General features: G+C 60.9%; 11 protein-coding genes. 5 read left to right on the plus strand and 6 right to left on the minus strand.

Annotation, left to right across the window (positions count from 1 at the left end; genetic code table 11):
* Positions 1-38: 38 nt before the first annotated feature.
* Positions 39-1097, minus strand: a complete 1059-nt coding sequence (gene mraY, locus GKIL_RS13900) for a phospho-N-acetylmuramoyl-pentapeptide-transferase (protein WP_023174302.1) — start codon at positions 1095-1097, stop codon at positions 39-41.
* 53 nt (positions 1098-1150) lie between these two features.
* On the opposite strand from mraY, the gene GKIL_RS13905 reads away from it, so the two are divergent.
* Positions 1151-2359, plus strand: coding sequence for a molybdopterin molybdotransferase MoeA (locus GKIL_RS13905; protein ID WP_023174304.1), 1209 nt, complete (start codon positions 1151-1153; stop codon positions 2357-2359).
* A 24-nt stretch (positions 2360-2383) separates the two neighbouring features.
* Here GKIL_RS13905 and GKIL_RS13910 read toward each other — a convergent pair whose 3' ends face one another.
* The 3 genes from GKIL_RS13910 to GKIL_RS13920 all read right to left on the minus strand — a co-directional run bounded on the left by GKIL_RS13910 (position 2384) and on the right by GKIL_RS13920 (position 6702).
* Positions 2384-2878, minus strand: a complete 495-nt coding sequence (locus tag GKIL_RS13910; RefSeq protein ID WP_023174306.1) for a Clp protease N-terminal domain-containing protein — start codon at positions 2876-2878, stop codon at positions 2384-2386.
* Positions 2879-2917: 39 nt separating this feature from the next.
* Entirely contained in the window at positions 2918-4729 is a 1812-nt protein-coding gene (locus tag GKIL_RS13915; protein WP_023174307.1) for an ABC transporter ATP-binding protein, read from the minus strand.
* 326 nt (positions 4730-5055) lie between these two features.
* Positions 5056-6702, minus strand: coding sequence for a tetratricopeptide repeat protein (locus tag GKIL_RS13920; protein ID WP_023174308.1), 1647 nt, complete (start codon positions 6700-6702; stop codon positions 5056-5058).
* Positions 6703-6848: 146 nt separating this feature from the next.
* Between GKIL_RS13920 and GKIL_RS13925 the strand changes: the two genes are divergently transcribed.
* On the plus strand, positions 6849-8768 hold the full coding sequence (locus GKIL_RS13925; RefSeq protein ID WP_023174309.1) for an O-linked N-acetylglucosamine transferase, SPINDLY family protein: 1920 nt from the start codon (positions 6849-6851) through the stop codon (positions 8766-8768).
* On the opposite strand, the gene GKIL_RS13930 is transcribed toward GKIL_RS13925, so the two are convergent.
* Both GKIL_RS13930 and GKIL_RS13935 read right to left on the minus strand, forming a co-directional pair.
* Positions 8765-9103, minus strand: a complete 339-nt coding sequence (locus GKIL_RS13930) for a PadR family transcriptional regulator (protein ID WP_023174310.1) — start codon at positions 9101-9103, stop codon at positions 8765-8767. The two genes, GKIL_RS13925 and GKIL_RS13930, sit on opposite strands and share 4 nt — an antisense overlap.
* Positions 9104-9133: 30 nt before the next feature.
* Positions 9134-10876, minus strand: a complete 1743-nt coding sequence (locus GKIL_RS13935; RefSeq protein WP_023174311.1) for a tetratricopeptide repeat protein — start codon at positions 10874-10876, stop codon at positions 9134-9136.
* A gap of 583 nt (positions 10877-11459) precedes the next feature.
* On the opposite strand from GKIL_RS13935, the gene GKIL_RS13940 reads away from it, so the two are divergent.
* From GKIL_RS13940 to GKIL_RS13945, 3 genes are all read left to right on the plus strand, one after another.
* The gene (locus GKIL_RS13940; protein WP_041243955.1) at positions 11460-12809 is read left to right on the plus strand and encodes a substrate-binding domain-containing protein; all 1350 of its coding nucleotides are present in this window, start codon (positions 11460-11462) and stop codon (positions 12807-12809) included.
* A gap of 243 nt (positions 12810-13052) precedes the next feature.
* Positions 13053-13790 (plus strand): PPC domain-containing protein, encoded by a 738-nt coding sequence (locus GKIL_RS23675; protein ID WP_245595940.1) that lies wholly within the window; start codon positions 13053-13055, stop codon positions 13788-13790.
* Between the two features lie 242 nt (positions 13791-14032).
* Complete coding sequence (locus tag GKIL_RS13945) at positions 14033-14767, plus strand: hypothetical protein (protein WP_041243956.1); 735 nt, start codon at positions 14033-14035, stop codon at positions 14765-14767.

A 14767-nucleotide genomic window follows, 5' to 3' on the forward strand; every position in this document is an offset into this window, starting at 1 on the left:
CTACTGACTGTTCGTCTTTTGAGAGAGGGGCGGGAGCTTCAGCTTCTAAGCCAGGCGCTATGCATCCAGCAGGCGAACAGCGCCAGCAATCCGGCTGCCAGATAAAAGCGATTGACCACCTGCGTCTCGTGCAGGCCGCCCAGTTCGAGGTGGTGGTGCAGCGGTGCCATGCGCAAAAGCCGTTTGCCCTTGCCGTCCGGTCCCTTGGTTGCCTTGTAGTAGCTGACCTGGGCGATCACCGAGAACGCTTCGATTACAAAGATGCCGCCCACCAGCGCGAGGGCGAGCAGTTGGCCGCTCAGCACCGCCACCGCCGCCAGCACCCCGCCGATAGCCAGGGCACCGGTATCGCCCATAAACACCCTCGCCTTGTGGCGGTTATGGACAAGAAACCCCAGGCAGGCACCGGCCAGGGCAAAGCAGAGGGCCGCTAAAGCCGGATGGGCAGGTAGAACGATGAGTCCCAAAGCCACCGCTGCAACCGCAGCGGTGCCTCCCGCCAGACCGTCGAGGCCATCGGTGATGTTGACGGCGTTGGCGGTACCGGTGAGTGCCACTAGCGCCAGTGGCCAGAAAAGCCAGCCCAACTCCGCCAGGCCCCGAATCGCTGTGCTGTGGCCTGTAACAATCGCGTACAGGCAGAACAAAAGACCCGCGCCGATCAACAGGGCCATCTTCTGGCGGGGGGTGATGCCTTTGTTGGACCGTTGCCGGATGATCTGGTAGTCGTCGAGCCAGCCTACCAGGCCATAGCTGCCGGCCAGGCTTACGGCTGCGAGCAAGTCTGCGTCGAACCCGGCAAACAGCAGCGGCACCGCCAGCGCCCAGGGCATAAAGAAGATGCCCCCCATCGTCGGGGTGCCCACTTTTTTAAGATGGGACTGCGGCCCGTCCTCGCGGATGAACTGCCGGGCCTTCCAGCGCCGGAGCAGCGGCACAGCGGCAAAACCGCTGCCGGCTGCGACGATCAGTGCGCTGCCAAAGATGGCCAGTTGGGCCGGGGAGCGCCAGGCCAGTACAGCGATGAGCACCGCCCCGACCATCAGGGCGGAGCGCCAGCCGGATGTGGGACGGGAGGGACGGGAAGCCAGTTCCATGTGTGGATTGCAGCGGAGCGCTAGGCTGGAGGCCAACCCCTATAAGAATATCCATGATCTCCGTTGAACAGGCGCAGGAACTCATCCTTAAAGAGGTAAAATCGACTGCCGCCGAGCGCTGCGATCTTCTCAGTGCCCGCAACCGGGTACTGGCGGAGACAGTCTATGCCCGCAGCGACTTTCCTGCCTTCGACAACTCGGCGATGGACGGCTACGCCGTGCGCAGCACAGATGGCGACCTCGATCACCTCGAAATAATCGAAGTGATTGCCGCCGGACAGCGGCCCAGCCGCACTCTGGAGCGCGGTCAGGCAGCCCGGATCATGACCGGGGCGATGCTGCCCTCTGGGGCCGACGCCGTTTTAATTCAAGAAGAAGCCCAGCCGACAGAAAACACCCTGCGCTTCGACAGGTTTCCTGCCGCCGGGGCGAACGTGCGCCGTCGGGGCAGCTTCCACCAGAGCGGCTCGCCCCTGCTCACCCCCGGCAGTGTTCTTGCCCCCGGTGAAATTGCCCTGCTGGCGGCGGCCCAGCGCTCCTTCGTTCTCGTCCATCGCCCGCCCGTAGTCGCGATCCTCTCCACCGGCGACGAACTGGTGGGCATCGACGGCGATCTGAGCGGTGTGCGGATCGTCGATTCCAACCAGTACGGTCTTGCCGCCCAGGTTCAGCAGGCCGGGGCTGTTCCCCGCCTTTTAGGGATTGCCCCCGACGATCCGACGATCATCCGTGAACGCCTGATCGCTGCCCTCGACGCCGATTTCATCCTGCTTTCGGGCGGGGCGAGCGTCGGGCAATTTGACTACACCCCAAAAGTGCTCGAAGAACTGGGTGCCCAGGTCGTCCTCTACAAGATCAACATGAAGCCCGGCAAACCCCTGCTCTTTGCCAGGTGCGGCGGCAGGCTGGTCTGGGGGTTACCGGGCAACCCGGTCTCATCGCTTTTTTGTTTCTGGCAGTTCGTCTATCCCGCTATCCGCAAGAGCCTGGGCTACCCGCCACAGCGCTGGCTGCTGCCCACCGTCCAGGCAAAGCTCACCAGCCCCGTGCGCTCAAGGGGCGACCGGCGCGCTTACCTGCGCGGCCAGCTCAGCTACCAGCAACAAACCTGGCATTTCAGTCCTTACCGCACCGACAATTCCGGCGATCTGGTGAGCCTTACGGGCATCAACGCCTTTGCCTGGCTCGAAGCGGGCGCTACCGCCGCCGCTGAGGGCGAACAACTTCCTGTACTGGTTGTTGGCGAAGTGCTCACCGGTTAGCTGGCCCCCTTTGGGATGAGATTATCAGCCTGCCAACCGACTGTCGATCTGCTCTTGCAGATCGCGACTCTCGATGCCAAGTGCCGTGAGCAAAGAACGGGCTGAGGAGCGTTCCGCCGCCAGTAACCCGGCCAATAGATGCTCGGGCTGTACTTTTTGAGAACCGAAACGCCCGGCAATCGTCGCTGCCTGCTCGATGGCGATTCTGGCATCTTCGTCGAAGGGCAGCTCTGTATTCTGGCTCTGCACCATCGCGAGCCACGTCTTGAGCCCGGCGGGGAGCGCTGCTTTCCAGTCAGGCCACTTCCCACTCTGCCCGGCCCGTCTCTGGGCGGCCCGACGCGCAACTTTCGCATCCATCCCGGCGGCGTGCAGCCACTGCGCTGCATCACCGCGTTCCTGATTTGCCAGGCTCAACAGTAGATGCTCGGCGCTGAGGGAGTTTTGACCCAGGCGCTGTGCTTCGCTGTCGGCCAGAACAATAACCTGAATCGTAGCGGAATCGAAATTCTCGAACATGGACCGCTCCGGGTAGGGGCTGCCATTATCGGGTCTATCTTACACGAGGCCGTACTGGGCCACCTGCATCTGCCAGAGAGCAGCGTACTTGCCGCCCCGCTGGAGCAACTGCTCGTGGTTACCTTCTTCTACAAGTGCGCCGCGATCGAGTACGAGGATGCGGTCGGCGAGGCGAGTGGAGGCGAGCCGGTGGGTGACGAGCAATGCCGTGCGGCCCCGGACCAGTTCTGCAAAATGCTGATAGATCTCAAATTCGCTTTTGGGATCGAGGGCGGCAGTCGGCTCATCGAGGATAAGCAACTGAGCCTGTTCCCGCAAAAAGGCGCGGGCGAGGGCCAGCTTCTGCCACTCGCCGCCGGAAAGTTCGGTGCCGTCGAAGGGTTTGCCCAGGGGCGTGTCGAGGGTCTGGGGCAACTGGTCTATCAGCGTGTCTGCTCCGGCCCTGCGCACCGCCTGCTCGATGCGCCCGCGCTGCTGTAGAGCAGAGAGATCCGCCAGGGCAATATTCTCCCAGGCGGTGAGGGCGTAGCGGCCAAAGTCTTGAAAGATCGTCGCGACCTGGCTGCGCCAGCTTTCTAAATCGAGATCTCTTAGATCTTCTCCGTCGATGTGGATGCTGCCCCGGCTTGGGTCGTAGAGTCTGGTGAGCAACTTGACGAGGGTCGTCTTTCCCGAGCCATTCTCACCCACCAGCGCCACCAGTTCGCCGGGCCGCAGGGTGAAGGATACTCCCATCAGTGCCTGCCGTCCGTCCGGGTAGCAAAAATCGACGCAATCGAAGACGATGCCCTGGGCGATCGGACTGGGAATGGCTCTACCCGGTGTGCGGATGGGCAGCGTCGGCTGCACCTGCAAAAAAGCAAAGAAGCGCTCCAGGTAGAGCAGGCAGTCGTAGAGCATCGTCGAGTGGTGAACCAGTTCCGAAAAACTGTACTGGAGCCCACCCAGCGCCTGCACAAATAGCAGGACGCTGCCCAGGCTGAAGCGCCCAGCGATGGCCAGGGAGACGACCGTGTAGAAAGCGAGGCCATTACCGACAATGCTGAGCAAAGCTGCTCCCGCCGACCAGGCAGCCTGTCTGTTGCGAAGCCCGCCCATCGTCCGGTGCAACTGCCGGAAAGCAACGAGGTAGCGCTCGATAAAAAAGCTGCCCAGGCTAAAAAGCCGCACTTCCTTGGCCCAGGTATCGGTCAGCATCAACGCGCTGTAGTACTGCATCCGCCTCGCTTCCGGGCTGCTCCAGAGGGTGCCGTTCCAGACCTGCTGCTGAAGCCGGTAGCCCAGATAAATTTGCGGCAGTGCTGTCACCAGGATGAGCAGGGCAAGCCACAGACTGGCCTGAGCCAGCAAAGACAGCATCGCAAGCAGCGTCACCAGCCCGCGAGCGGCATTGGCAGCGAACAGCAGCAGGTTGAGCGGTCTGTAGGCTGCCTGCTGCTGCAAAATCTGCAACTCGTCGTAGTAACGGGTGTCCTCGAAGCGGCTCAGATCCGGGAACTGCTCGGCCTTGCGCATCAAAAGAACATTCATCCGGGCGGTGAGCTTTTCTCCGAGGTTCCCCTGCAGCGCCTCTGCCCAGGGCTGCAGCAGCGTCTCCATCGCCAGAGCCCCTATCCAGAGGGCAATGAGCCGGGTCAGCAGAGCGCTGTCGAGGGGCTGTCCGTGGACCAGAGCGACCGAGAGCGCGTCCACGACCTGCTTGATAAGCCAGATCCCCACAGCGGGCGAGAGTCCCTGCAGCAGCAGCGCTGCCGCCAGAAAAGTACTCTCAGCAGCAGAAGTGTCCCAGAGCACCGCCAGCGATTGCCGGAGCGTCTGCAGGCGAACAACGATTCCGGCAATGTTTGTCATGGCTCTTACGAAAAATATAGAAGGGGAAATAGACTACGGTACTTGAAACAGGGTGCAACAAAATCCGCCTGCGTTTCGATTCGGAGCGAAGCTCTGGCAACTTTAGCAAGAAGACCAGAGTAGCGACCAGCCTGCCTGTTCAATTTAGAGCGGATGCGCTTGCCCCGCTGGAGAAAGAGGTTCACCCGCGAACTTGCCTTGCTATCATCATGGACGAGCATTCCACAGAGCAACGATGGTCCAGTCGCGCCTGCCCACGGCTCACTAACTGCCTGACCAGCCACTGAGCGACGATCGAGGTGATAAGACTTGTTGTACTGGACGCATCAGCGGGGGATGGAACCGTCCTGCATGGCGGCGATCACCTGGGCAACCACAGCGGACCAGTCGCCGGGAGTCGGTTGGCGAAACAGGCGCGCCGCAGGGTACCAGGGGCTGTCGCTGCGGGCAGCAAGCCAGCGCCAGTCCGCCAGGTGGGGCAGCAAAATCCAGACGGGTTTACTCAGCGCCCCGGCCAGGTGGGCTACCGCTGTATCGACAGTGATCACCAGATCGAGTTTGTCAATCGCCCAGGCGGTGTCGCCGAAATCCTGAAAGTGCGAACCCAGATCCACGATGCGTTCGCGATAAGGTTCCAGTTCGCCCAGGCGCTCACCCTTGTAGAGCGAGAAGAACTGAATATTTGCCAGCGCCAGCAACGGCTCGAAGTGCTTGAGGGCGCAGTAGCGCTCGCTATTGTTGAGGGCGTTACCCAGTTCGCTGAAGTGCCGGGGAGTAAAGAGCTTGGGCGACCAGACCAGGCCCACCTTGAGGGCACCGCGTTTGGCAGTAAGTTGCTGCTGCAGTTGGGCGCTCAGCCCACAGGTTGCCGGAACCTCCAGGTACGGCCCTGGGGCTGGTATGGTCTTAAGCTCGGTTCGACATAAATAAGGTAAGCTCATCAGCGGCGCGTGCAGATCAAAAAGCGGCAGCGGACCCTGCGGATCGATCAAAGAAGCGATCTCCGGGCGACCCGCGAGCAGCGGATAGAGGGCAATCGGACCCCGAAACAGTACCCGCGCTCCCCTGGCCCTGAGCAGAGCGGCGTAGCGGATGAACTGGATCGTATCGCCCAGCCCCTGCTCCGCCCAGAGCAAGATCGTCCTGCCGCTCGGATCGCTGCCGTCCCAGCGCGGCTGAGCGAATCCTGGATCGACGCCGGCAAAACTTGCCAGACGCCAGCGCCATTCGTACTCTATCCAGCCGGGCTTGAACTGCCCCAACTGCAGGAGCACCAGGGCCAGATTGTAGTGGGCCTCAGCAAAATTCGGCTGCAGCGCCAGCGCCTGCCGGTAGTGGGCGGCGGCCTCCCACGCTTTTCCCCACCGCCGGTAGACCGCACCGAGGTTGTTATGGGCGGCAGGGAGATCGGGCCGGAGGAGCACCGCCTGCAGGCAACTGGCTTCCGCCTCCGCCAGTTTGCCCTCTTCCATCAGCAGATTGCCCAGATAACTGTGGGCCTCGGCATAAGCGGGAGCCCGCTGTATTGCCTGCCGGTAATGGGTAGCAGCCTCTTCCAGCTGCAGTTCGCCCGCCAGCAGATTCGCGAGGTTGCAATGGGCCTGGATCAGGGCGGGGTCGAGTTGCAAGGCCCGGCGGTAGCTCGCCATCGCCGCCTGGGTCTGGCCCCTTCCGGCAAGCAGGGCTCCCAGGTTGGAGTGGATAGCGGCATTGTCCGGCTGGATGAGCGCTGCCCGGCCCACAAGTTGCAGTGCCCCCTCGCTGTTGCCCGACTGGTGCAGGATGAGGCCCAGGGCGTGCAGCGCCTCCGGCTGATCGGGCCAGCGCTGGAGAATCTGCTGGTAAAGGTGAGCGGCAGGCTGAAACTGACTCTGCTGGGCCAGGGCGGCAGCCTGTTGCAACAGGGCGGCAAGGCCCGGTACGGGCTGGGACGACGGTCGCTTGTTGGAGGGGTGCCTGGATTTTTTGGCCATTGCCCTTTTTGCTCCGCCGTAGCCGCCAGCGAATTGTCTCCTCCGCAGGCGGCAACTGTCAAACCGGCTGATGTATCGCAGCCGTCTGGCGCGCTGGGAGCCCATAGGCTAGACTGCCTGAGCTTTTTGGGGCTGAAGCGGACAAGATGGGTGGAGCCAGGGGATTTGGTAAGCGGCCTGGTGAGAAGACCGGCAAGTACCCGGCCCCGGTGCGCCAGGCGCTTGCAGCGGCGGCCCGCGAACTGGCTGCCGGGCGATGGCTCGAAGCGGGCGATCACTATCACCGGATTCTGGAGTCGCTGCAACCGGATTGTCCGGAGGCGCTGGCGGGTCTGGGGGGCGTGCTGTTGCAACTAGAAAAATACGCGGCAGCGGCGCACCTGCTGGAGCGGGCTGTGGCGCTGCAACCCGGCGACGGTGAGACCCATCGCCAGTTGGGCACGGCGCTCATCAAACTGTCCCGACCGCAGGAGGCGGCTACGCACTTTGAGCAGGCGATCGCTCTTTCTCCCACTTCCGCTCCCGCCCACAACGGCCTCGCCCTGGCGCTGCAGGCTCTGGGCAACAGCGAGCAGGCGGCGGTGCATTTTCGAGAGGCCATGGCCCTCAACCCCGACTGGATCGAGCCGCCCTACCACCTGGGCTGGATCTTGCTCAACCAGGGACAGCTCGAAGCGGCGGGCCGCTGCTATGAAACGGTTCTCGCTGCCAGGCCGGATCTGGCCGGTGCCCATACCTGCCTGGGCATCGTCCGCCAGAACCAGGGAGAAGCAGAGTCGGCCCTGGTCCACTACCGCCGCGCCCTCGAACTGGCTCCCGACGCCGCCACCCACACCTGCCTGCTCCTCTCGCTGCAGTACCGGGACGATCTTGCCCCGGAGCAGTGGTGCGCTGCCCTCGCCGATTTTGCCCACTTCTGCCGGACGATCGAGCGGGAGGAAGCGCCTCCGAATGTGCCCGATCCCGATAGACGCCTGCGCATCGGCTATCTTGGCCCCGACTTTCGCACCCACTCCTGCGCCTGGTTTATCGAGCCGCTGCTCGCAGCCCACGACCGGCAAGCCTTCGAGATCTTCTGCTACGCGGACGTGCTCGTGCCCGACGCCGTTACGGCCCGCCTGCAAAAGCTGGTCCTCCACTGGCGGCCCACCGCCGGGGAGCCGGATGAAGCGGTCGCCCGGCAGATCCGCTCCGACCGGATCGATATTCTGGTGGACCTGGCGGGCCACACCTCCGGCAACCGCCTGACGCTCTTTGCCCGCAAAGTCGCTCCCCTGCAGGTGAGCTGGCTCGGTTTTCCCGGCAGCACGGGGCTTTCGGCGATCGACTATCGCCTCTCAGATCGCTGGCTCTCACCGCCCGAGACGCCGGAATTTTTTGCAGAAGCGCTCTGGAACCTGGAGCGGCCCGTCCACTGCTACCGGCCCCATCCCCAGGCACCGGTGGCGGGTGCCCTGCCGGCCCTCACCCTGGGCAGGATTACCTTCGGCTCGTTCAACAAGATCACAAAGATCGCCCCGGCCACCGTCGAGCTTTGGGCAGCGGTCCTCACTGCACTTCCCACCAGCCGCCTGATGCTAAAGACGCTGCAGGCGGGCGAACCGGCTGCCCGCCAGCGCCTGGAAGCCGCCTTTATTCGCCACGGCATCGAGCCTGGGCGGATTTTTTGGCTTGAGACGCTGCCGGACCCGCTCGATCACCTCGCCTGCTACCAACAGATCGACATCGCCCTCGACACCTACCCGTATAACGGTGCGACGACGACCCTCGAAGCGCTCTGGATGGGTGTACCGGTGATCTCGCTGGTAGGCGAGCGCACCGCTTCGCGCTACGGGCTTTCTTTGTTGAGTGCCCTCGGCCTGCAGTCCCTGGCGGCGGCGACGCCGGAAGAATTTGTCCAAGCTGCCCTTGGGCTTGCAACCGACCTGGAGAAATTGTGTAAACTGCGCAACGCGCTTAGAGGACGAATGCAGGCTTCTGTGCTGTGCGACGAAGCCAATTTTGCCCAGGCCGTCGAATCGGCTTTTCGCCAGATGTGGCGGCTCTGGTGCAAGCGCCGGTCCTAGTTTGCCTGTGCTTTGATCCAGGCGGCAAACTGCTGCCGCCGCAACTCGCGCCAGGCCAGGTAGTCTTTGCCCCGCTCGCTCAACCGATAGTAGCGGCGCAACTGGGGATTGTCCGGTGTGTCAGGATCGGCTGCCCACCAGGATTCGAGCAATTCTTTTTTTTCGAGGCGCTGCAGAGTGTTGTAGAGCGAGCCGGGCCGGACGACGATTTCACCGTTGGACGCCTCTTCGAGGGCGCGCTTGATCTGCAGACCAAACAGATCCTGGCCCTGCAGGATGAGCAGGTAGTCCTCTTCGAGGGCGGTCAGATTCGGAAAGGATGAGGAGAGAGCCATACTCGCATCGGAAGGCGGGTCTCCCTCAGCTTACCGTCTGCAGAAAGCCGTAAGCGCTGCGACTACCTGGGCAATTGCTCCCTGCCAGTTGCCGGGGACGGGCTGGCGAAAAAGACGCGCCGTGGGGTACCAGGGACTGTCGGTGCGGTCTAAAAGCCAGCGCCAGTCCGGCACATAAGAAAGCACGATCCAGACCGGTTTGCCCATCGCCCCGGCCAGGTGGGCGACGGACGTATCGACGGCAATGACCAGATCGAGTTTGTCGATGGCCCAGGCCGTATCGGCAAAGTCCGTAAAATGCGAGCCTAAGTCCGTCACCCGGTCCTGGTACGCTGCCAGTTCGCTTATCTGTTCGCCCTTGTAGAGCGAGAAGAAGCGCGCTTGCTCGCTATCGAGAAGTGGCTCGAAGAGTGCAAGCGCAAAGGAGCGCTTGCGCCGTCCGTGGGGACCGGCGGACCAGACCAGGCCAATCTTGCAACGGTTGTCGGTGGTCAGAAGCGGTGCGAAGCGATCGGCCTTGGGGGGGGGAGCTGTCGGCGGACCTATATAAGGAATGGCGGCGGGCACCGTTTCGCTGGTGGTGCCCAACCGGTAGGGCAGGCTCATCAGCGGCGCATGGACAGCAAAAGCCGGCAACACCTCGCCTTCGGCGTAAACTGCGTCGATGCCCGGAACCCGTGCCAGAAGGGATTTGAGGGGCGGCTGGCACTCGACGATCACCTTTGCCCCCTGTCTGTGCAACAGCGCCGCGTAGCGCACGAACTGCAGCGTATCCCCCAGTCCCGCCTCCGGGTAGAGCAAGATCGTCTGCCCCGCCAGGTCGCTGCCGTCCCAGGCTGGGGGCGGCGAGGGCCGGAGGGTCCGGTTGGGCAGCCGCCAGCGCCACTCGTGCTCGGCAAAGCCCGCCGCCAGATCGCCTTTAAGCAGGCGCAGGCAGGCGCGGTTGCAGTGGGCCTGGGCGTCATTCGGATCGAGGGCGAGGGCGTGCTCGTAGCATTCGAGCGCTTCGGCGAAGCGGCCCTGCTCGGCCAGGGCGTAGCCCAGATCGTTGTGGGCCTTGGCCAGTTTCGGATCGAGGGTAAGGGCGAGGCGGCAGGCCGCTTCGGCTTCGGCGAGCTGCCCCTGCCTGACGAGCACACTGCCCAGCCCCGTGTGGGCTCTGGCCAGATTGGGTCTGAGGGCAATGGCCCGGCGCATACACGCCCCGGCCTCGGCGTGCAGGTCCTCCGCCAGCAGGGGTTCTAATTCTGCCCAGCTAAGCAATACACCGGCAAGATTGTAGTGCCCCTCCGCCGCCTCGGGCCTGAGAGCGATGGTTTGCCTGAGACTCGCCGCCGCCTCGGCGAAGCGATTCTGTCCCATCAGTACAAGGCCCAGGTTGGAGTGGGCTTCGGCCAGGTCGGGCTTGAGAGCAATCGCCTGCCGAAAACTCGCCTCCGCCGGCACTGGCTGACGTTGCTGGACAAAGGCGTTAGCGAGCATGTAGTGGCCCTCGGCCCAATCCGGTTGCAGCGCCGTCACGCGGGCGAGCAACTGGCCTGCCAGGCCCGGCTGGTTTGAGCGGATCAGCACGACAGCGAAGTGAAAGAGTGCTTCTATCTCGTCTGGCTGGGCCTGCAGCACCTGCTGGTAGAGCGTGCCCGCCTGCTGCAACTGGCCTGATTGCATAAACTGCCGGGCCTGATCGAGGGTGCGGCGCAGGGAAGATGGCTGGGCGGAGCGGCCCCCTGCTTTCGAGCGCGACGGCTTGCCGAAGCCCTTGGATGTGCCCACAATTCGTCTCCGGTAAAATTCTTTTGTAAGATTTAGCTGAGATGTCTCAATGTCGGGGGTGGATAAGAAAGCTTGAGGATACGGGTCAGAATCGTAACATTCATTACTTATCAAAGCAACTTCGGTGGCAATCGCTTCGGAAAAATATCTTCATTTTAGGTCGCAATAATCGAGTCCTAACGCTCCGTTAAACGTCCGTTAATCATGCCGGGTTACTGTGGTTCGTGGTAACAATGCAGTCCGACGTAGGAGATGACCTTCAAGGGATTTAGATAGTTCCCCCATTCTCTAAAAGGCTTGCCCTGCAGGCTTTTTATCGAGCAAAGCGTCACTTCCTGAAGGTATCGATTCAGTCAGGAAGCCCGAGCGGCCTGGCTGTGCAATCGATTCACCAAGTTCTTGAGCGAAACTTCGCATCTCCCATTATTGGGTTACGGCGGATGTTTCTGCGCGTCATCTTTTGCCGGTGCGTCCGCGCTCCTGCAAAGTTGACCAGATGGTGCTGCAAATTCTCCAGCGTTTGGGTCTGCCCACGTGACTTCTATCCTCTGTTCATGCAATTGCATCGACACTACGGAGCCAAATGATGTTCGCCAACTTCTCAAAGCTGAGTCTGACATCCGGTCTGGCCCTCGCCGGTACCCTGATGATCATCCAGGCCGCTTCTGCCCAGACCCTCGTCTACGGCAGTGGCGCGAGCTTTCCCTCGCTGGTCTACCGGTCCTGGTTCGACTGCTACGGCACAGCGCTGAGCACCTCCACCAAGCCCGCCAGCTGTACCACCTCCGCTGCCTTCAAGTTCTACTACGCTGCTGTCGGCAGTGGCTCTGGCCGCAACAACTTCGCCTTCTTGACCTCCACCAACGGCACCCCCACGAGCCCGCCGCCTTTCACCGATAGCCAGACCACTGCCTATCCGTATCCGAACAACGACTTCAACGGCAGCGACGCGGTGCTTTCCTCGACCGACCTGAGCAACTACAACGGCACCAACGGTGCTCGCAGCAAGGGCACGGGCGCTCCGCTTCAGGTGCCGACTGTGGTGGGCACAATCAACCTCGCCTACAACCGTGGTCCTTCTACCCAGGCCCAACTGCCCTCGACACTGAACTTGTCGCGCAAGCAGTACTGTGACATCTGGGCGGGGCTTATCACCAACTGGAACCAGATCGTCACCAACGTCAACCAGCCGATTACACTGGTGGTCCGCTCTGATTCGAGCGGCACGACAGCGGACTTCTTCTTCCACCTCGACACCGTTTGCCCCGGCGCGGATTCGAGGATCTCTACTGACTTCTTCGTGCCGAACTTGACCAACGGCAGTGGCTCCTCGCCCTATCCTGCCTACATCAACCTCAAGAACACGACGATCCCGAGCCTCAACGTGGTTCAAGGCAATGGCAGTAATGGTGTTGCCACCGGCATCAGCAGCAACCCCTACGGAATCGGTTACATCTCGGCTTCGTTCGTCAGTCCTTATGCCGCAGCAGGTACGCCTGGCCGTAGTCTGCCGAGTGCTAGGCTGGCAAACTCGCTGGGTACGTTCACGGCCCCTTCGCCCACAGCTGCCTTCAACGCTGTCAAGAACTTTGTTCTTGCTGACACCAACGGCAACGGTGTGATCGGCGACCCGGCGGACTACGCTGCTCTGACGACCTATCTGGTCAATCCCTCCGGCAGCACTGCTTACCCGATTGTCTCGACGACGTTCCTGGATCTCTACTGCAAAGTGCCCAGAAGCACCAGTGTTGGCAACTCCTTCAAGGGCTTCATCAATGCCGCCCTGGCCACCTCGACCTTCCCGACTGCACCGAGTAAGTACGATAGCCTGGCCACATCGCTAGGTTTTGCTCCCCTCGGCACCAGCTTGAAGGCCAGCGTGAGAAGCACGGTAGGTCAGATCAACACCACGAACGGTGCCTGCAGCCTGTAGGCGTCACTAATAGCTTCACCTCACCGGCGGTCGGATGCTGCTTATCCGGCTGCCGGTACTTTTTGGGAGATATTGGCCAATGTGTTGTAGAAAACATGGTTATTTCAATTGCCCATGCTAGTCTCAGCCTCTGGCTGGTATCGGTCCAACAATGGCTGATTGTATTAGCGCTTTATGTTCCGTAGGAGGAGAGTGATGAGTAGCCTAAGAAGCGGTGTTGTAGCTGCGGGAGCCGTCTTGTTGATGCTTGCGACGGCTAGCAGTGCCCAGGCGATTACCTGGGCTGAGCAGGGAGATGCAGGTCAAGACCCGAGTACGACAGGAGCACAGGCTGCGCAGGCGACTCAAGGTGTAGGAGAGCTGACCTCGATTAGTGGCCTGATTGATGGTCCAGCAACCTCTCCTGATGCGCCAACATACGGCAATGAAGTGGATACCTATGCCATCTATCTCACTGCTGGTACCTCTTTCACAGCAGACGTGACTTTCACAACGAATAATAACGGTGACGATACAGCCTTATACTTGTTTGACTCAAGTGGTATTGGACAAGTCTGGAACGACAATATTAGCAATACCCCCCAAAATAGTCTATCTGCAATCAATAATTTCAGTGTTAAGCAATCAGGTACATATTATTTAGCAATTGAGGGGGTTAGCTCTTCTGGCAATTTTGTACCTCTAGATGCTTCGGGCAATCCGCTTTTTCTCAGTGCAGATCCCTCAACCAGCGGCCCGGTCACAGGCACCTCGCCCGCCCAGACGACCAATCCCTTTGCCCGTTGGGGGGTTGATCCGGCTTTTGATTTTAGTGGTACAGGCGTTCCTAACCCAGGTACTGTAGTCTTCAATTACACCGTTACCCTTCAAGGAGCACAAGCGGTTCCGGAACCGGCAGTAGGTGGCGGTCTTCTTGCCATCGGCGCTCTCGGGTTTCTCGCTGCCCGCAAAGGCAAGGCCAAGGTAAAACAGGCAGGCTAATAACTACTCTCCTTGCCAGCAGTCGGATAAGCAACATCTGGCTGCCGGTCCTTTTTGCGGTTGCTGGCCAATGTGTTGCAGCAAACACAGCCGCTTCAGTTGTCCATGCTAGCCTTATCCCAATTCGCTACTGTTACAGCCAGTGGGGCTTCGTAAGACTACAGGCTCGATGAGGAGGTAAAACGATGAGGAGTCCAAGAGGCAGTGTTGTAATAGCGGGAGTCGCTTTGTTAGTGCTGGGCATGGCGAGTACCGCTCAGGCTATCACCTACACTGAGCAGGGAGATGCAGGCGACATCTACAACGTCACTGGCACAACAGGAGCGCAGTTGACCACAGGTTCAGGAGAACTCACCTCGATCAGCGGCATCATCGATCCCAACGCTGTTTCACAGAACGCACCAACCTATGGCAATGATGTCGATATGTATGGCATCTTTCTCACTGCTGGTACCTCTTTTTCGGCTACCACGTCTGTTAACACGCCCGACAGTTCTGTAGAGACTGAACTGTACTTGTTTAATTCGAGTGGTGTGGGACAGGTATGGAACGACAATACCGGCACCGACCCCACGAATGCAGATACTTTGGCCTCGATCAGCAATTTCAGCGTTCAAGAATCAGGCATATACTATTTGGCAATTGGCTCGCCTGCGACTCTTGGCAACTATGTGCCGCTTGACACTGCAGGTAATCCGATTTTCTTAAGTGCTATAGATTCTGGTCCTAACTTTGGTTTTCAAATCATAGGTAATTCACCAGCGGTATCGGACACGCCCTTTGGTAGTTGGGGAGCTGATGAAGCATTCACAAGCCCGCCCCCTCAGCCGAGTATCGCTTTTTCCAACTACACCATTTCCCTACAAGGGGCGCAAGCGGCACCAGAACCAGCGGTGGGCAGCGGGCTTCTGGCCATCGGTGCTCTCGGGTTTTTCGCTGGCCGCAAGCGCAAGCTCAGAGCAAAACAGGCAGGCTGA

Origin of the sequence: Gloeobacter kilaueensis JS1, from assembly GCF_000484535.1 — a bacterium.
In the GTDB taxonomy this organism is placed as follows: Bacteria; Cyanobacteriota; Cyanobacteriia; order Gloeobacterales; family Gloeobacteraceae; genus Gloeobacter; species Gloeobacter kilaueensis.

Excerpts from the sequence above, each read along its gene's own strand:
- mraY (WP_023174302.1), bottom strand. The coding sequence starts at position 1,097 with ATGGAACTGGCTTCCCGTCCCTCCCGTCCCACATCCGGCTGGCGCTCC.
- GKIL_RS13905 (WP_023174304.1), top strand. The coding sequence starts at position 1,151 with ATGATCTCCGTTGAACAGGCGCAGGAACTCATCCTTAAAGAGGTAAAA.
- GKIL_RS13910 (WP_023174306.1), bottom strand. The coding sequence starts at position 2,878 with ATGTTCGAGAATTTCGATTCCGCTACGATTCAGGTTATTGTTCTGGCC.
- GKIL_RS13915 (WP_023174307.1), bottom strand. The coding sequence starts at position 4,729 with ATGACAAACATTGCCGGAATCGTTGTTCGCCTGCAGACGCTCCGGCAA.
- GKIL_RS13920 (WP_023174308.1), bottom strand. The coding sequence starts at position 6,702 with ATGGCCAAAAAATCCAGGCACCCCTCCAACAAGCGACCGTCGTCCCAG.
- GKIL_RS13925 (WP_023174309.1), top strand. The coding sequence starts at position 6,849 with ATGGGTGGAGCCAGGGGATTTGGTAAGCGGCCTGGTGAGAAGACCGGC.
- GKIL_RS13930 (WP_023174310.1), bottom strand. The coding sequence starts at position 9,103 with ATGGCTCTCTCCTCATCCTTTCCGAATCTGACCGCCCTCGAAGAGGAC.
- GKIL_RS13940 (WP_041243955.1), top strand. The coding sequence starts at position 11,460 with ATGATGTTCGCCAACTTCTCAAAGCTGAGTCTGACATCCGGTCTGGCC.
- GKIL_RS23675 (WP_245595940.1), top strand. The coding sequence starts at position 13,053 with ATGCTTGCGACGGCTAGCAGTGCCCAGGCGATTACCTGGGCTGAGCAG.
- GKIL_RS13945 (WP_041243956.1), top strand. The coding sequence starts at position 14,033 with ATGGCGAGTACCGCTCAGGCTATCACCTACACTGAGCAGGGAGATGCA.